The organism is Thauera sp. ZXT1-4, from assembly GCF_052598215.2.
This window is the reverse complement of sequence record NZ_JBQWSN020000001.1, coordinates 349,823-367,743: the sequence shown is the minus strand read 5'-3', so window position 1 is coordinate 367,743 and position 17,921 is coordinate 349,823. Positions and strand designations below refer to the sequence as shown.

The following is a 17,921-nucleotide window of genomic DNA, read 5'->3' as shown; positions in this document are numbered from 1 at the left end:
ACTGCCGGAAACACTGATGGCGGGAGGCCATTCCGCCTCCCGTCACCTTCACCCCGCAGCGAGCAGCGGGTCGCTGACACCCAGCGCGTAGATCGCGATCATCGCGATCGCGCCGGTCATCAGCACGTAGTACACGGTCGGCCAGAACGTCTTGCGCAGGATCGCCCCCTCCCGACCGAGCAGCCCCACGGTCGCGGAGGCCGCAACCACGTTGTGGATCGCCACCATGTTGCCGGCCGCAGCACCGATCGCCTGTACCGCCACGATCAGCGCCCCCGAAATACCCAGCGTGTTCGCAACCCCGAACTGGAACTGGCTCAGCATCATGTTGCTCACCGTATTCGAGCCGGCGATGAAGGCACCGAGCGCACCGACCGAGGGTGCCAGCAGGGGATAGACGTTGCCGACACTGTCGGCCACCCACTGCGCCATCGCGATCGGCATGCTCGGAAGATCTGCCGCATTGACGCCGGAGTTGATCAGGATGCGCACCATCGGCACGGTGAACAGCAGCACGAATCCGGCGCCAAGCAGCACCCGCGAGGACTCGCCCACCGCCTTCACCAGCGAGCGTGCATGCATGCCGTGCAGGAACACGGTGATCAACACCACTGCCACCAGGATCCCGCCAGGCAGGTAGAGCGGCTGAAAATTCGCACTCACGCCCTTCTCGCCAAGCAGATTGGGGAAATTGAGTACCACCGCCTTGAGCGCACTTCCAACCTCCGGGAACACACGACTCAACACCAGCAGCGCTCCCACCAGCACGTACGGGAGCCAGGCGCGGATTACGCCGATCTCGCGGTGTTTCGGCAGCGCATCGAGCTTCATCTCGACACTGCCCATCCATTCACTCGGCCACTCCTTTGCATCGGCGAAATCCCACGCCTTCTTCGGCACGAGGAAACCCGCACGCGCGGCCGTGGTGACGATCGCCAGACCGACGAGCCCCCCCAGCAAGGACGGGAATTCGGGCCCGAGGAAAACACCGGTGAATGCATACGGCACGGTGAACGCAACACCGGCGAAGAGCGCGAACGGCAGCACCTCCAGGCCAGCCTTCCAGCTCTTCTCACGCCCGAAGAAACGGGTCAGCATCATTGCCATGATCAACGGCATCACCGTGCCGACCAGCGCATGGATGATCGCCACGTTGCTGGTGATGAGTTGCAGGAACACCTCCCAGCTCGAGCCCCTGGCAGAAAGTTCGGCGCCGATGGTCGCCGTATCGAGCCCGCTGTTCACACCGATGATGATTGGCGTACCCACCGCACCGAACGACACCGGCGTGCTCTGCACCAGCATGCCCAGCAGCACTGCCGCCAGCGCCGGAAAGCCGATTGCCACCAACAGCGGTGCGGCGATCGCCGCTGGCGTGCCGAACCCCGACGCCCCCTCGATGAAGCAGCCGAACAGCCAGGCGATGATGATGGCCTGGATGCGGCGATCAGGGCTGATCGTGGCGAAGCCCGACCGGATCGCGGTAATGCCGCCGGAGTACTTGAGCGTATTCAGCAGCAGGATGGCGCCGAAGATGATCCACAGCACGCCCACCGTGATCACGAGCCCCTGGAGGGTCGAAGCCAGCACGCGATTGATGCTCATGTCCCAGACGAAGAGCGCGATCAACGCGGTGACGACATAGACGAAAGGCATCGCCCGCTTTGCGGGCCAGCGCAGCCCGACAAGCAGGATCGCCGCAAGCAGGATGGGCGAGAACGCCAGCAGGGCAAGGGTTCCGGGCTGCATCCCTCACCCCCCCACAACCGTGCGGCAGCCAGCGTCCGCATCGAAGACTATCGTGACAAAAAATCGCATTTACTCTCCCCCTTCCCCTCAGAAGTCCCACTGGAAAATAGATAGTGGTCTTACCACTTAACCACGTTGTGACCTAGACTAGGGGAGCGATCGGAAGCTGTCAATGGAATTCATCAACTTTTCCGATAGCCACATAACTCGTATCCAGCACACCTCGCCCGTGCGCTGGACGACACTTGCCCTCCTCCCCCGGCGCAGCTAGATTCGGCAGCAGTTTTCGTCTCCCCGCACGAACGCAGTCCTCCACGGAAGCCCCTGATGAAAGCCACCCCCTTGCAACAAAGAAGACTCTCTGACGACATCGTGGAGCGTATTGAAACCCTGATCCTCGAAGGCAGCCTGCGTCCGGGCGAGCGCCTGCCCGCCGAGCGTGCGCTGGCCGAGGACTTCGGCGTCTCGCGTCCATCGCTCCGAGAGGCGATCCAGAAGCTCGTCGCACGCGGCCTACTGATCAGCCGTCATGGAGGTGGAACCTTTGTCAGCGACTCCCTGGGTTCGTCCTTCCGCGACCCGATGCTCGAGCTGCTGGAGAACAATCCGGAAGCCCAGCGCGACCTCATCGAGTTCCGCCACATGTTGGAGGGGGCCTGCGCCTACTACGCGGCCCTACGCGCTACGGACCTCGACCGCCAGCGTCTGAAGGCCGCTTTCGAACGCGTGCAGGATTGCTACCTGCAGCAGGGGCGCGTCAGCCGCAGCGAGGAAGGTCGGGCCGACGCCCTGTTCCATCTCGCAATCGCCGAGGCGAGCCACAATGCCGTGCTGTTGCACACCATCCGCAGTCTGTTCGATCTGCTCGAACACAATGTGGTGACGAACATCGGCGGCATGCTGCCGCTCGGCAGCGTGGTCCGCGACAGGCTGCTCGCTCAGCACGAGGCCCTGTACCGCGCGATCGTCGACGGCCGGGCCGATGACGCGCGACGCAAGGCCTCGGAACACCTCGATTACGTGCAGGAAGTCCTCGTCGACACCCTCGACGAGGCGAAGAGGATCGAGCGCGCCAAGCGCCGCCGCGAGCCGGCCTGAGCGCTTCGAACCCATCTCGGTCCCGCCTGCGGACTCGGGCGGCGTTCGGAACCGCGTCGACGCCCCGGTCCAGACACGGGTCGTCCGGACAACGGGGCCGCGCTCAGCGCACGCCCTGGGGGCGCGCCCGCAGCGCCTGTAGTGCACGCTGGCCGGCACGCCCTGAGGGCTCCAGCCCAAGTCGTGTCTGCTCGAGCTTGAGCGCATCGCGCGTGCGCGCGCCGATCATCCCGTCCACTTCGCCAATGTCATGGCCCCGTGAGATCAGCAAGGACTGCAGTTCGCGCCGCTCGGCGCGCGAAAGCCCGGGGTCCTCGGTGGGCCAGGGCGTCACGAAAGGTTGGCCACCGCGCAGGCGGTCGGAGAGATGCGCGATCGCAAGACCGTAGCTTTCGGCAGCGTTGTAGGAATACAGCGCATCGAAATTGCGCGTTATGAGGAAGGCCGGCCCTGCCTCGCCGCCCGGCAGGAGCAAAGCCGCTTGCGTTCCAGCAGCCGGCATGGGGCGACCATCCAGGCGCTTCACTCCGCGCGCAACCCATTCCGAAACCGCACGCTTGTTCTTGCGCCCGGCGTCGGACACCTTCATCCCGGCCGGCAAGCCGACCTCGAATCCCCACGGCAGATCGCTGCGCCAGCCCGCGCGCTTGAGGAAGTTCGCGGTCGACGCCAGCGCATCCGGTACGCTGTCGACCAGGTCGCGGCGCCCGTCGCCATCGAAGTCGACCGCCAGGCGCATGAACGTCGAGGGCATGAACTGCGTATGCCCGAATGCACCCGCCCAGGAGCCGGTCAGACGCTCGGGCGCAACATGGCCTTCCTGGACGATCTTGAGCGTGGTGATGAACTCGCCACGGAAGAAGGCTTGCCGCCGCCCGAAGCAGGACAGTGTGGACAGGGAGCTCAACAGCGGCCGGCTGCCGAAGTTGCGCCCGTAGTTGCTTTCCACCCCCCACACGGCAACCACGGTGGCGCGGTCGACGCCATACTCGGCCTCGACACGCTCCAGCACGGTCTTCCACTCGGAGAGCATCGCGGCGCCGTCGGTGACACGCTCTTCGTCCACCAGCGCGGCGAGGTAATCCCAGATCGGCGTGACAAATTCCGGCTGGGCGTCCAGAAAGCCAAGCACGGCCATATCGGGCGCCAGATCGGCGATCTGCGCATCGAACACCTCTTCGCGCACCCCTTGGCGGATCGCCTCGCCGCGCAGATCCGCGACACAGGACTTGAACGCCACCTCATCTGCGGCGACGGGTGCAGAGACGGCCAGGGTCGAGAAGGCTGCGACAAGCAGGAGCGAACGGGAGAGCATGGTTCTGTCAGCGAAAGGCGACTATCCGGGCGAGCAGTCTACCATCGCGCACCACCGGGATCCGGCGTGCGTATCTGCCGGCCGCGCAACTCAACGCTCCACCTTGACCATCCGTCCAGGCGCCACCCACACGCCACGCTCGAGAAGCTTCGCACCGTCGAACACCAGCCAGCTCTGGCCACCGTAGTGGGGCAACGGGCGCACGAGCGCCTCAAGTGCCGCCGCGTCCTGCCCGGCCACCACCGCCAAGGGCGGCCCTTCCGTGCGCCGGACGGTCCACACGCGTGCGCTTCCTCCAGCCGGCATGCCCTCGACCTGTGTCGGGAGCCCCGCCTGCGCCAACGCGCGCTCCACTGCAGGCACAGTGCCGATCAGCAGCACCGGCCCGCCGTCGACATGTAGGGCCTCGAAGCCCGCGATCACGGCCTCCCGCTCGAACAAGCGCTGCGCCAGCGCACGCGCTGCAGCGGAGATCGCGGCCTCCGGGAGGCGCACCGCTGCGTTCACCCCAAGGCCCCCCGGTAAGGCAAGCGCATCGGCAAGCACGAGGCGCGGCTGGGGGGCGACGATCCATTGCCGCAGGATGGGCGGCAGCTGCTCGGGTTCGGGCACGCGCCAGAGTCGCAGATCGGGATCAAGGCTGAGCGTTTCAGGCACGAAGGGCAGATCGATGACGGCCTCGGCGCGGGTCTCCGAGAGGCCCACCGAACGTGTGCTGGAGAGATCACTGGCACTTGCACGTACCTCCAGACGCAGCGCATACGCCGGCGCAGGTTGCGTAAGCACGAGGCGGACGCGCGCATCGCGCCCGGCCTCAACAGCCCGTTCCAGCCACGCGCGCTCGATGCCGGGTGCAGCCCCCCCTCGGCGCTCCAGCCACTGGCGGAAGAATCCCTCGAGAGAACGTCCCGCGGCCCGCTCGAACGCAGCGCGCAGATCCTCCCAGCCTGCAGTGCGGAAGCGGTGCTGCGTCCAGAAACTACGAATCGCATGCGAAAACGCCTCCGCGCCGATCTCATCCTCCAGCATCACGAACAGCATCGCGGCCTTGCCATAGCCAATCGCAGCGGCAGCCCCATGGGTGCGGGACCGAAACTCCGCAAGCGGCGCGTGCGCGTCTGCCGGTAGCGCAGCAAAATCTCGTATCCACCCCAGGCGCATCTCCCGCGCCTGGGCCGCGGAGTCGTCTACCCGGTACGCGTAGTCGGCCATGAAGGTGGTCAGGCCCTCGGACCAGTTTCCACGTGCGTAATCCACCATGACCCCGTTGCCCCACCAGTTGTGCAGCACCTCATGACCAAGAGAGGTGGCACGGATAAAAGGCAGCCGCAACACCTGTTCCCCGATGTAGGTCAGCGTCGGCATGCCGAATCCGGTGGGAAGCGGGCTCGCGACCACGGAGAACTCGGTGAAGGGATAGGCGCCGATGAGGCCCGAATAGCGCTCGATGTAGCGCTGGCTGTCCGCAAGATAGCCATCGGCGAGCCCGGGCTCGCCGTCCAGCGCAGGCGGGAAGTAGGTGCGCAGTCGCAAGGGGCGCCCGTCGTCCTGCGCGACGGTTCGCTCACGTACCGTCCAGGGGCCGGCCATCAGGTCGATCCCGTCCGTCGGGTGCTCAAAGACAAAGTGGGCACGATAGACGCCATCGGCGGGGGCCGGCAAGCTTTCCTCCACCAGGCGCCCCGGCACCAGCGCTCGCTGCGCGCCACGCACACGGAGGTTCACCGCATACGAGAACAGATCCGCCGGACGGGGATACCACGCGCTCCCCGCCGAGAGGTAACTCCCCTGTGGTGAGGCCATCGGCGGCATCGATTGCAGTACGCCACGATGATCGCGCGCCTGCTCGAGCGCGGGCAGCGTACCCGCATAGTGCAACACCAGCGCCTCGCCCGCGGGGTTGTCCAACGCCCAGGCACGCAGCGCCCCGCGCGCGCCAAGCAGACGGACCTGCAGCGCTCGTGCCCCCGCCTGCGCCGACACCGGACGCAGTGACTCATGCAGGACGAAGCGAAAGTGCGCATCCTCTGCGAGCCACTCAGCCTGCACCGCGATCTGCCGTGTGGCCGGGTCCAGTTCCACGTCCAGCATCAACTGACCGGCGGCAATCGGCCGCGCCACACCGGACGCCGGAATGGACAGGCAAAGCAAAGCCGTGGCGAGCAAGGCAAACCTGCGCCACAGGCCGCTCGCGAAATAGCGATTCATCGTTCTCCCCCGATCACTGACCTCCCGCACGAATCACACATCCCACACTTCCGGCACGGCCGACCCAAACTCCGCGCTCAACCCTCGGGCGGGAAGCGGATCACCACGTCAATACGCCTACCGTCGCGTTGCACGACCAGCGGCAACCACGTGCCGGAAGGCTGCTCGCGCACAGCCGTCACGAGTTGCCGGGAGGTGCGTGCGGGCCGCCCCGCGGCCTCCAGGACGACATCGGCCGCCTTCAGCCCACTGCGCTGCGCGAGACTCCCCGATCTGACCTCACGCAAACGCACCCCGCCCTCCACCTCCTCCAGCCACACGCCCAGACGGGGTGGCGGTGGAGGTGCAGTGCGTTCACTATCCACGGCAAAAACGGCGTCCGCCAGGCCGGATGGCAGGCTGGCACACGGAACGCCTGCAGGTACCGGCAGGAGTTGCCCGATGCTGTACTCCCCCAGGTCGCGCAGTTGATGCGCCACGCCATACCCAAAACGGACGTGTCCGCTACCGAGGATGCCGACGGCAAGCGGCAGGCTGCCATCGGCCGCGGCATGGCGACGGCGCCCCTCCAGCAGCGCCTCGGCCATTGCACGGTCCCAGTTCAACTGGGAGTCCACGAAGTTGCGGAAGGCACGCTCACCCTCCGCCTCCAACTTGTCTTCGTCGCGCGCCACCGCGTGGTGGCCGTGCACTTCACGCAGGAAGGCCATGTAGTCCGGCACCGGCTCGGCCGGGCGCCCCACCCCCTCCAGTTCGGACGCGTCCATCGCCGCCCGACCGCGTTCCGCGATCCCGCGCGTTACCGATGCATCCACATTGAGGGCCAGCATCGGGATGCGGTGCAGGCGAGCGAAATGGAAAAGCGGCAGATACAGTTCTGCCGGCATGCTCCACACTTCGTCCCACTCACTCAGGGAAAGGAACTCAGCCTCGCCGAGTTCTCCAGCCACCCAGCGATCCAGCACCGCCTGCGCCCGGCGAGGAAACATCTCGAAGCCGATGACCATGTGCGGGCGCTGGGCGTGCAAGGCTGCAAGGGTATGCAACTGCCAGCGATGATGATCCATGTCGTCGTGCTGCTCGCCAAGGAGGACGACGTCGCGCTGCCCCATGGCCATCAGCAGACCGGTCGGCGCCACCAGCTGTGGTGTCGCGCCGTCGACACGTGCCCAGTTGCCGGGCGCCAGACAGGCGGTTTGCTCGGACGCCACCGCAGCCTGCGCAGACAGGGAGATCAAAAGGGCCGCCGAGAGCACGACTGCCCCCAGACTTGAACGAGCACGCATGATGAGTATCCGGGAGATGGCAACCACCGGTAGAGCGAGCCGGATCCCCGCGAGTTCCGCACTACCCGGATGCAATGCCCGGCAACAGGCTCAACCCGGGAAGTGATCGACCCTGTCGGTGATCAGGCCTTCGAGGCCGAGTGCCGCCAGGCGGGCCGCCTCGGCATCCGTGTTGACGGTATAGGCCAGCCGGCGGAACCCGGCCTCAGCGACCGCCTTCGCAGTCTCCTCGTTCCACGCCGCCTGCGCGGCGACGATGGCGACGCAGCCCAGACGTGCAGCGCAACTGCGCCAACCCGGCACCAGTCGTTCGCAGAGCAAGGCCCTCGGCACCCCGGGCGCAGCGCTCGCCGCCGCCGCGAGCGCGGGTAGCGAAAAGGAGCTCAGCAAGGGGGGCGGTGCCGATCGCCACTGCGCACGAAGCACCTCACCTACACGCCGGCCTGTGCGCTCTTCGTCACCGGGCGCAGGCTTGATCTCGACATTCAGCATCCAGCCATGCGCCTCGCACTCCTGAATGACCCCGGCGAGCGTCGGGAGCCTCTCGCCCGCGTAACCCGGCCCGTGCCAGCTTCCCGCATCGAGCCTGGACAGGGCCGCCCAATCGAACTCGACCGCAGCACCATGGCCATCGGTCGTGCGTTCCAGCAGATCATCATGAAGCAGGAACACTTCGCCGTCAGCGCTCAGGCGGGCATCACACTCGAACATGCGGAAACCATTCGCCGCACCCGCGCGGAACGCAGCAATGGTGTTCTCAGGCGCCAGCAACCCTGCACCTCGATGCGCGATCCAGCGCGGATAGGGCCATCCGCCCCGCGTTTCGAGCACGCCGGGGCGGGCCTCGCCGCTCGGACTGCGATCGCCGGGGGTCACTCCGCCGACTCGGGCTTGGGCTTGCGCGTGCGCCGGGGCTTCGACGCCCCCTTGCGCCCGCCACCACCACCTGTTTCATCGCTGTCCGCCTTGGTCGCAACGACCGCCAACTGAGACGAGGCGTGCGCCTCCACCTCGGCCCCGTTCCCATGCTTCACCGCGGCGGGCGAGGACGCCGACTCCGCCGGCTGATCAGCAGGGCCAGAGGCCTTGGCCTTCTGCGCCCGCCCGGTCTCCTTCTTTGTCCCTCTCGTCCCCTTTTGCGCCCTTGATCCCTTCTCACCCTTCTCACCCTTCACAGCGGCTGCGCCTGCAGGCGAACTGTCGGCCGCCGGAGGGTTGTCGGCCTTGGCCGGTGCCACGAGGGGCACATCGGTTTCAGCCATGGTGGCACGGGCGCGCCGCCCGCGGGAAGAACGGGCGCTCGACGGGGCAGGCGGCATCGTGCGAGCAGGCTCCTGCCCCTCGCTATCCGCCGGAACGGCTGCACTGGCTTCCGTCGAGGAGGCAGCAGCCTCTTCGACGCGCAGGCCGGTTGGCACCTCCGCTCCCGCTGAATCCTCGACAAGGGCAACTTCCGCCAAAACCTCGGTAGGCGTTTCGGGCCTGGCTGCAGCCCCGCGGCTACGCGAACGACCACGACGCGCCCTGCCCGCTCCCTCTGTCGCCTCGCCGTTATCGCTCGCAGCCTGCGCCTCCGCGGGTACGGACCCCGCCTGCGCGGCCGCCGGCGACTGGCGTTCCGATGTAGCGTATGTTGAATCGGAAACAGCACCTCCAGTGCTGGAAGCACGACTCACATACGTACCCGACTTCTCGTCACGGCCAAGCTCGAGCAAACGGCGCGTCTGCGCTTCTTCGAGCAGGTTGCCGAAGGCACGAAAGCCAAAGTAGCTCTCGTTGAAATCGGGCTTGCGGCGCTTGATTGCCTCCTTGAGCATCGACGCCCAGATCTTGCCGCTTTCGCCGCGCTCGGCCAGCAACGCTTCGAAGGTTTCGACCGCAATATCGATCGCCTTGGCCCGGCGCGCCTCGAGCTCCTCGCGCCCAAGCTTCTCTTCCTCCGCCGAGCGCCGACTCCCCGACACGGCATCCCGCGCCTCGCGCTTCGCGGCATTGCGCTGGCTGTCACGCACGAGGTCATCGTAGAAAATGAACTCGTCACAGTTGGCGATCAGCAGGTCCGAGGTCGACTGCTTGACCCCTACGCCAATGACCTGCTTCGCGTTCTCCCTCAGCTTGGAGACCAGCGGGGAAAAATCGGAATCGCCACTGATGATCACGAAGGTATCTACGTGCGACTTGGTATAGCAGAGGTCCAGAGCATCGACCACGAGCCGGATGTCCGCGGAATTCTTCCCAGACTGCCGCACGTGGGGAATCTCGATGAGTTCGAAGTTCGCCTCATGCATGGCGGCCTTGAAACTCTTGTAGCGATCCCAGTCGCAATACGCCTTCTTGACCACGATGCTGCCCTTCAGCAGCAAGCGTTCGAGCACGCGCTTGATGTCGAACTTCTCGTACTTCGCATCGCGCACACCGAGCGCGACGTTCTCGAAGTCGCAGAATAGCGCCATGCTCACGCTGTCCGAGGAAGAGGCCATGAGAATCTCCGGTTCAAGTCAGCCGTGATGTTAAGCCCTGCCTCCCCGCCACACCAGTCGGGCCCGCACAGTCGGGCCCGCACGGGTCGCCCCCAAAATCACGCTCCCACGGCTGGCCTGCTGCAGATCGTCGGCGGATCTTCGGCTTGCTGCCTCAAGCCGATTCTGCTATTAAGTCCGCTCCCTTCATTGACCATCTACGGAAGCTGATCCATGGCCGACGATACCCTGCACAAGCAATTCCCGCCCTACGTCCCAGCCGCCGGCGAGGAGTACATGAGCGAGAAGCAGCTGGCCCACTTCCGCGAAATCCTGAATTCGCTCAAGGCCGAGCTCGTGGATGACATCGAGCGTACGGTCCATACCATGCAGGACGAAGCCACTGTCTTTGCCGACCCCAACGATCGCGCGAGCCAGGAGTCCGACATCGCTCTCGAGCTGCGCAACCGCGACCGCGAACGCAAGCTCATCAAGAAGATCGACGAGGCGATTGGCCGCATCGACGAGGGCGAATACGGCTATTGCGACAGCTGTGGCGTCGAGATTGGTCTCAAGCGCCTGGAGGCGCGACCGACCGCAACAATGTGTATCGATTGCAAGACGCTCGAGGAAATGCGCGAACGCCAGGTCGCCAAATAAGGCACGACTGGCTTCACCATCGACAAGGGGCGCCGAGGCGCCCCTTTTTTCAGGTCGTCAGACCACGCCGACCGAAGCTAGCTGGGATTCAAAACGAAGAAGGACGCCTAGGCGTCCTTCTTCGTTTCTACAGCGTGCAGCGGATGACCCGCTGCCACCTCATCACGCTGCGCTGTCGTTCAGCAGGGCCTTCATGCTGAGACGGATCTTGCCGCGCTCATCGGTCTCGAGCACCTTGACGCGCACGACCTGGCCTTCCTTGACGTAGTCCGACACGTTGTTCACGCGCTCGTTGGCGATCTGCGAAACGTGCAGCAAGCCGTCGCGGCCCGGCATGATGTTCACGATCGCGCCAAAATCAAGCAGGCGCACCACAGGACCTTCGTAGACCTTGCCCACCTCGACTTCGGCAGTGATCGCCTCGATCTTCGCCTTCGCGGCCTGGGCACCCTCGGCGCTGACCGACGAGATCTTGATCGAACCGTCATCCTCGATCTCGATCACCGTACCCGTCTCTTCCTGCATCGCGCGAATCACCGCACCGCCCTTGCCGATCACGTCGCGGATCTTCTCGGGGTTGATCTTCATGTTGATCATGCGCGGAGCGTACTCGGACACCTCGCCACGGCTGCTGCTCAGGGCCTGCTGCATCAGACCGAGGATGTGCAGGCGGCCTTCCTTGGCCTGCTCCAGCGCGGCGTGCATGATCTCCTTGGTGATGCCCTGGATCTTGATGTCCATCTGCAGGCCGGTGATGCCGTTCTCGGTACCGGCGACCTTGAAGTCCATGTCGCCAAGGTGGTCCTCGTCGCCCAGGATGTCGGTCAGCACCGCGAAGCGGTTACCGTCCTTGATCAGGCCCATGGCAATGCCGGCGACGTGGTTCTTCAGCGGTACGCCGGCGTCCATCATGGCGAGAGAGCCGCCGCACACCGAGGCCATCGACGAGGAACCGTTGGATTCCGTGATCTCGGAAACCACACGCACGGTGTAGGAAAACTCTTCCGCCTTCGGCAGCATGGCGACGAGCGAGCGCTTGGCCAGGCGGCCATGGCCCACTTCACGACGCTTGGTGATGCCGAAGCGGCCGGTTTCGCCGGTGCAGAACGGCGGGAAGTTGTAGTGGAGCAGGAAGCGCTCCTTGTACTCACCAGCGATGGCGTCGATGATCTGCTCGTCGCGGCCCGTGCCCAGCGTGGCCACGACCAGCGCCTGGGTTTCACCACGGGTAAACAGCGCCGAGCCGTGGGTACGCGGCAGCACGCCGGTGCGGATCTCGATCGGACGCACCGTGCGGGTATTGCGCCCGTCGATGCGCGGCTCGCCATTGAGGATGCGGCTGCGGACGATGCCCGACTCGAGGTTGAAGAAGATGTCCTTGATCTCGTTGACCGAGGGTGCGTTCTCCACGCCTTCGGTGAGCTGGCCGATCACGCGCTTGCGGATCTCGGACAGACGGCCCGAGCGCTCCTGCTTGCTGGTGATGCGGAAGGCCTCTTCCATCTCGCCCTTGGCGAGCTCGGTGACCTTGGCGATCAGCGCCTCGTTGGCGGGCGGCGCCTGCCAGTCCCACTCGGGCTTGCCGGCGACTTCGACCAGCTCGTTGATGGCCTGGATCGCGGTCTGCATCTGCTCATGGCCGAACACCACGGCGCCGAGCATCACGTCTTCCGCCAGTTCCTGGGCTTCCGACTCGACCATCAGCACTGCGGTCTGGGTGCCTGCCACAACCAGGTTCATCTGGCTGGACTGCAGTTCAGTGGCAGTCGGATTGAGGACGTACTTGCCATCCAGGTAACCGACGCGCGCGGCCCCGACCGGGCCGTTGAAGGGCAAACCGGAGATCGCCAGCGCGGCCGAGGCACCGATCATCGCCGGGATGTCGGAATCGATCTCGGGGTTTAGCGACAGCACGGTGACAATGACCTGGACTTCGTTCATGAAGCCTTCAGGGAAAAGCGGGCGGATCGGACGGTCGATCAGGCGCGAGGTGAGGATTTCCTTCTCGCTCGGACGACCTTCGCGCTTGAAGAAGCCGCCGGGGATACGACCCGCAGCGTAGAACTTCTCGACGTAGTCGACGGTGAGCGGGAAGAAGTCCTGGCCCGGGCGGGCTTCCTTGGCGCCGACCACGGTGGCCAGCACCACGGTCTCGTCCATGTTCACGATGACGGCGCCGCCGGCCTGGCGGGCGACCTCGCCGGTTTCCAGGGTGACGGTGTGGGCGCCGTAGGCGAAGGTTTTCTTGATTGCGGTAGGCAAGGTTCTTTTCCTTATTCGATGGATGCAGCGAACTACAACTGCTTGCGGCGGGCTTTCCAAGATGGAGGCCAGAGCACCGAGAAAAGACGGGCCCGGACAGGTCGGTCGATGCAGGATCTGCGTGCGGGAAGCCTGTATGGCAAAAAGCCGGTGAGGCCGCAGGGGCACACACCGGCTTTGCTGGCTTACTTCGCCCTGATCGGCGCTGTCTGGCTCGTCATGGACGGCAATTACTTGCGCAGGCCCAGACGCTCGATCAGATTGCGGTAGCTGTCAGCGTTGCGGCCTTTCAGGTAGTCCAGCAGCTTGCGGCGCTGGCTAACCATCTTCAGCAGGCCGCGGCGGGAGTGATGATCCTTGCCGTGAGCCTTGAAGTGGGGGGCAAGCCCGTTGATGCGGGCGGTCAGGAGTGCAACCTGGACTTCCGGCGAGCCGGTGTCGCCCTGGGCGCGCTGGAAGTCGGAGACGATCTGCGACTTGGATGCGGTATCAAGAGCCATGTGTGTCTTTACTCGTGTTTTTCTGCCAATCAGAAGCGCCGGATTATACCCAAAAGCGTTCGACGAATTCAATCGAAATCACGCATTTGCGGCGAGCTTGTCGCCGCAGGTCGCGATCAGCCGCTTCGCGGCAAGCCGTCCGTCGTGCTGCCGCGCGGCCAGGCCGAGGAAACCCTGGGGTCCGAATACCCGCAGCAGCACGCCCTCCACCCCTTCAAGGCTGAGATCGAGCACCCTGCCCTGCAGCAGCGCAATTGCGCCAGCCTGGTCGAGATCGAGTCGCGGGAACTCGGCAACCAGGGCGTCCACCGGTGCCAACAAGGCCTCGCGGACGGCTTCCGCTGTCGCCTCGAGCGCCGCGAGCGAGACCGCCCCCTGCAGCGTGAAGCGGCCGATTCCGGTACGCCGCAGCGCGGTCAGATGCGCACCGCAGCCCAGCGCAGCGCCAATGTCCATGGCGAGGCTGCGGATGTAGGTGCCCTTGCTGCAATGAACGCGAAGGCGGAAGCGGTCGCCCTCGAAGTCGAGCAGATCGAGCGCGTGGATCGTGACCTGGCGCGCTTCGCGCTCGAGCTCGATGCCCTCGCGTGCGTATTCGTACAGCGCCTTGCCGTCGCGCTTGAGCGCCGAAAACATCGGCGGCACCTGCTCGATCGGACCGCGAAAGCGCTCCAGCACACGCTCGAGCCGGGCCCGATCTACAGCGACCGGGTGCGTCGCGAGCACCCTGCCCTCGGCATCGCCGCTGTCCGTTTCCACCCCGAGCAACACGTCGGCCTCGTAGGTCTTGTCGGCATCCAGCAGCATCTGCGAGAACTTGGTGGCCTCACCGAAGGTGAGCGGCAGCAGGCCGCTCGCCATCGGGTCCAAGGTACCGGTGTGGCCAGCCTTGGCGGCATTGAGCAAGCGACGCGCCGTCTGCAAGGCACCGTTCGAGCTCACGCCCTGCGGCTTGTCGAGCAGAAGCACACCGTCGACCTGGCGACGGGGGATCTTGCGCTGTATCTGACGCGGACGTCTCGCCGGCGTGGCTGCCTCCACCACGGAATCAGCGCCCATCCCTGTCGTCGGCGCCATCGCCTTCACCCTCGTGCCGCGCTTCGTCGTCCTTGACCACCGCATCGATCAGCTGGGAGAGACGCGAGCCCTCTTCCACCGAGCGGTCGTAGTGAAAATGCAGTTCCGGAATGGTGTGGATGCGGATGCGACGGCCGAGCTCACGCCGCAGGAAGCCACTGGCGCGGCGCAGACCCTGCAGGATCTCGGGCACGTCGTCCTCGCCAGTCATGTTGGTGAAATACACCTTGGCATGGGCGTAGTCGGGCGTGATCTCGACGTCGGTCAGGGTAATGAAGCCGACACGTGGATCCTTGACTTCGAGCCGGATCAGCTCCGCCAGCTCGCGGCGGATCTGCTCCACCACGCGCTGGCTGCGGGAATACTCCTTGGGCATCGCTTACAGGGTCCTCGCGACTTCCTTGATCTCGAACACCTCAAGCTGGTCGCCTTCATGGATGTCATTGTAGTTCCGGAGCTGCAGACCGCACTCGTAACCGAACTTGACTTCCTTGACATCGTCCTTGAAGCGCTTGAGCGATTCGAGCTCACCGGTCCACACGACGGTGTGGTTACGCAGCAGACGGACATGCGAACCGCGCCGCACCACGCCTTCGAGCACGTAGCAGCCCGCGATCGAGCCGACCTTGGAGATCGTGAACACCTGGCGGATCTCGACCAGGCCAATCACTTCCTCGCGTTTCTCCGGTGCGAGCATGCCGGACAGCGCCGCTCTTACTTCATCCACTGCGTCATAGATGATGTTGTAGTAACGGATATCGACGTCGAACGTCTCTGCCAGCTTGCGCGCACCTGCATCGGCGCGGGTATTGAAGCCGATGATGACTGCACCCGAGGCCTGCGCCAGGTTGACGTCGGATTCGCTGATCGCGCCCACCGCGCCGTGGATGACATTGACGCGGACCTCGTCGGTGGAGAGCTTCTGCAGCGATTGCACCAGCGCTTCCTGCGAACCCTGCACGTCGGCCTTGATGATCAGCGGCAGGGTCTTGACCTCTCCCTCCGTCATCTGGTCCATCAGCGTCTCGAGCTTCGCCGCCTGCTGCTTCGCGAGCTTCACGTCGCGATACTTGCCCTGGCGGAAGAGGGCGATCTCGCGCGCCTTCTTCTCGTCGGTGAGCGCAATCGCCTCGTCTCCTGCGGAAGGCACATCCGACAGACCGAGGATCTCGACCGGAATGGAGGGGCCGGCTTCCTCGATCTGCTTGCCATTCTCGTCCAGCATCGCGCGGATGCGGCCGAAGGTAGCGCCGGCCAGCAGCACGTCGCCTTTGCGCAGCGTGCCGGACTGCACCAGCAGGGAAGCGACCGGGCCACGACCCTTGTCCAGGCGTGCCTCGATGATCAGGCCCTTGGCAGGGGTATCCTTCGGCGCAGTCAACTCCAGCACCTCGGCCTGCAGCAGCACCGCTTCGAGCAGCTCGTCGATGCCGATACCCTTCTTGGCCGAAACCGGCACGAACATGGTCTCGCCGCCGTAGGCCTCGGGGATGACCTCTTCCGCGATCAGTTCCTGCGTCACCCGATCCGGGTTGGCCTCGGGCTTGTCGATCTTGTTGATCGCAACGACCAGCGGCACACCGGCCGCCTTCGCATGGTGGATGGCTTCGCGCGTCTGCGGCATCACGCCGTCGTCGGCGGCAACCACCAGGATGACGATGTCGGTCGCTTTCGCACCGCGGGCACGCATGGCCGTGAACGCCTCGTGACCCGGGGTATCGAGGAAGGTGACCATGCCACGCGCAGTCTCGACGTGGTAGGCACCGATATGCTGCGTGATGCCGCCGAATTCACCCGCCGCCACCTTCGCGGTACGGATGTAGTCCAGCAGCGAGGTCTTGCCGTGGTCGACGTGACCCATGACGGTGACGACCGGTGCGCGCGGCAGAACTTCTGCGTCCTTGTGTGCTTCATGCTCCTCCAGGAAGGCATCCGGGTCGTCGAGTTTGGCGGCGACGGCAACGTGCCCCATTTCCTCGACGATGATCATCGCGGTTTCCTGGTCCAGCACCTGGTTGATCGTGACCATCGAGCCCATCTTCATCAGGGCCTTGATCACTTCGGTCGCCTTGACCGCCATCTTGTGTGCCAGATCGGCCACGGTGATGGTTTCAGGTACGTGCACTTCGCGCACGATCGGCTCGGTAGGCGCCTGGAAGTTGGTGCGATCGTCCTGCCGACGGGCATTTCGTCCACCGCCCTTGCCCGCACCGCGCCAACCGCTGCCTGCTCCGACTTCACCGCGCGTCTTCATGCCGCCACGGCGCTTGCTCGCCGCGTCTGCTTCGCGGGCAGGCGCCGCCGGGCTGCGCTTGCCGTCGCGCGTCGCGGGCGTCTTGTCCTCAGCCTTGGCCGGACGATGCAGGGTCCCGGTGGTCGGCTTGGCCGCCTTGGCGGGCTCGTCCTTCTTCTGCTGTTCCGCACGCAGGCGGGCTTCCTCCTCGGCCTTGCGCGCCTCGGATGCTGCACGCGCCGCGGCTTCCCGCTCCTGTCGGGCGCGCAGGTCGGCTGCCTGGCGCTCCTTCAGCGCGCGCTGACGCTCCTCGTCGCGCTTGCGCGCCGCGATCTCTTCCTCGCTGAGGATCTCCGACAGCGGCAAGGGCTTGCTCAGCACGGTCGTGACGGCAGGCGCTTCGACCGGCGCCTCGCTGCGCGGCTTGCCACGCTTGCGATCGTTTCCTGCAGCCGTAGCCGGAGCAACGACCGGCTCGGCAGCTTCGGCGCTCTCGACCGCTGCAGGCACCTCCTGAGGCGCATCGACCCTGGACTCTGCCTCGACGGGCGACTGCACTGGGACCTCCGGTGCGACAACCTCAGCCACGTTCGCGGGCTCAGACGGTGCAACCTCGGCAACCGCCTCCTCAGGCGCTTGCGGAGCCGGAGCCTGCTCGACAGCAGCGACGGGCGCCAGCTCGACCGGCGCGGAGACCTCACCAGCGACGCTTGCGGCAACGGCGTCTTCCGTCTCTGCGGCGACCGCTGCAGCCTGTTCGGCCAGTTCATCTCGTTTCACGAAAGTGCGTTTCTTGCGCACCTCCACTTGCACCGTGCGCGCACGACCGGTGGAGTCGGTGGCACGAATCTCGGTCGTTTCCTTCCGGGTAAGGGTGATCTTGCCCTTCGGTTGGGTGTCGCCGTGCGAACGCCGGAGAAATTCCAGCAGCTTCGCCTTGTCCTGTTCGGTCAGCAGATCCGCCGCACCGGTCTTCTCGACACCCGCGCGCTTCAACTGCTCGAGCAGCGCCACGGCCGGCATCTTCAGTTCGCCGGCAAACTGGGTCACGCTCATCTGTTCCATTACAGCCCT

At 65.4% G+C, this 17,921-nt stretch carries 13 protein-coding genes; 2 read left to right on the top strand and 11 right to left on the bottom strand.

Annotation, left to right across the window (positions count from 1 at the left end; translation table 11 throughout):
* Positions 1-48 precede the first annotated feature (48 nt).
* Positions 49-1,749: an L-lactate permease gene (locus ACUH78_RS01745; RefSeq protein ID WP_445332432.1), complete on the bottom strand. Its 1,701-nt coding sequence runs from the start codon at positions 1,747-1,749 to the stop codon at positions 49-51.
* A gap of 327 nt (positions 1,750-2,076) precedes the next feature.
* Here ACUH78_RS01745 and ACUH78_RS01740 point away from each other — a divergent pair, with 327 nt between their 5' ends.
* On the top strand, positions 2,077-2,847 hold the full coding sequence (locus tag ACUH78_RS01740; RefSeq protein WP_445332433.1) for a GntR family transcriptional regulator: 771 nt from the start codon (positions 2,077-2,079) through the stop codon (positions 2,845-2,847).
* 103 nt (positions 2,848-2,950) lie between these two features.
* Here ACUH78_RS01740 and ACUH78_RS01735 read toward each other — a convergent pair whose 3' ends face one another.
* From ACUH78_RS01735 to ACUH78_RS01715, 5 genes are all read right to left on the bottom strand, one after another.
* Positions 2,951-4,162: a lytic murein transglycosylase gene (locus ACUH78_RS01735; RefSeq protein ID WP_445332434.1), complete on the bottom strand. Its 1,212-nt coding sequence runs from the start codon at positions 4,160-4,162 to the stop codon at positions 2,951-2,953.
* Positions 4,163-4,252: 90 nt separating this feature from the next.
* Positions 4,253-6,253, bottom strand: a complete 2,001-nt coding sequence (locus ACUH78_RS01730) for a M1 family metallopeptidase (RefSeq protein ID WP_435750627.1) — start codon at positions 6,251-6,253, stop codon at positions 4,253-4,255.
* Positions 6,254-6,447: 194 nt separating this feature from the next.
* Entirely contained in the window at positions 6,448-7,656 is a 1,209-nt protein-coding gene (locus tag ACUH78_RS01725) for a ChaN family lipoprotein (protein WP_435750584.1), read from the bottom strand.
* Positions 7,657-7,746: 90 nt separating this feature from the next.
* Positions 7,747-8,532, bottom strand: coding sequence for a glycerophosphodiester phosphodiesterase (gene ugpQ, locus ACUH78_RS01720; protein WP_445332435.1), 786 nt, complete (start codon positions 8,530-8,532; stop codon positions 7,747-7,749).
* A complete protein-coding gene (locus ACUH78_RS01715; protein ID WP_445332436.1) occupies positions 8,529-10,136 on the bottom strand; it encodes an NYN domain-containing protein in 1,608 nt (535 codons plus the stop codon). Before ACUH78_RS01715 ends, ugpQ begins: the two co-directional genes overlap by 4 nt.
* 213 nt (positions 10,137-10,349) lie before the next feature.
* Between ACUH78_RS01715 and dksA the strand changes: the two genes are divergently transcribed.
* Positions 10,350-10,775, top strand: a complete 426-nt coding sequence (gene dksA / locus ACUH78_RS01710) for an RNA polymerase-binding protein DksA (RefSeq protein ID WP_418362861.1) — start codon at positions 10,350-10,352, stop codon at positions 10,773-10,775.
* 162 nt (positions 10,776-10,937) lie between these two features.
* Here the strand turns inward: dksA and pnp are convergent, their stop codons facing one another.
* From pnp to infB, 5 genes are all read right to left on the bottom strand, one after another.
* Entirely contained in the window at positions 10,938-13,037 is a 2,100-nt protein-coding gene (gene pnp, locus ACUH78_RS01705; RefSeq protein ID WP_418362862.1) for a polyribonucleotide nucleotidyltransferase, read from the bottom strand.
* Positions 13,038-13,267: 230 nt separating this feature from the next.
* On the bottom strand, positions 13,268-13,537 hold the full coding sequence (rpsO, locus tag ACUH78_RS01700) for a 30S ribosomal protein S15 (RefSeq protein WP_002926549.1): 270 nt from the start codon (positions 13,535-13,537) through the stop codon (positions 13,268-13,270).
* Positions 13,538-13,615: 78 nt separating this feature from the next.
* Positions 13,616-14,596 (bottom strand): tRNA pseudouridine(55) synthase TruB, encoded by a 981-nt coding sequence (truB, locus tag ACUH78_RS01695; RefSeq protein ID WP_418362863.1) that lies wholly within the window; start codon positions 14,594-14,596, stop codon positions 13,616-13,618.
* Positions 14,586-14,990 carry a 30S ribosome-binding factor RbfA gene (rbfA, locus tag ACUH78_RS01690; protein ID WP_418362864.1) on the bottom strand — a complete coding sequence of 135 codons (405 nt, stop codon included), beginning with the start codon at positions 14,988-14,990 and terminating at the stop codon, positions 14,586-14,588. Before rbfA ends, truB begins: the two co-directional genes overlap by 11 nt.
* 3 nt (positions 14,991-14,993) lie before the next feature.
* A complete protein-coding gene (infB, locus tag ACUH78_RS01685; RefSeq protein WP_418362865.1) occupies positions 14,994-17,912 on the bottom strand; it encodes a translation initiation factor IF-2 in 2,919 nt (972 codons plus the stop codon).
* Between the last annotated feature and the right edge of the window lie 9 nt (positions 17,913-17,921).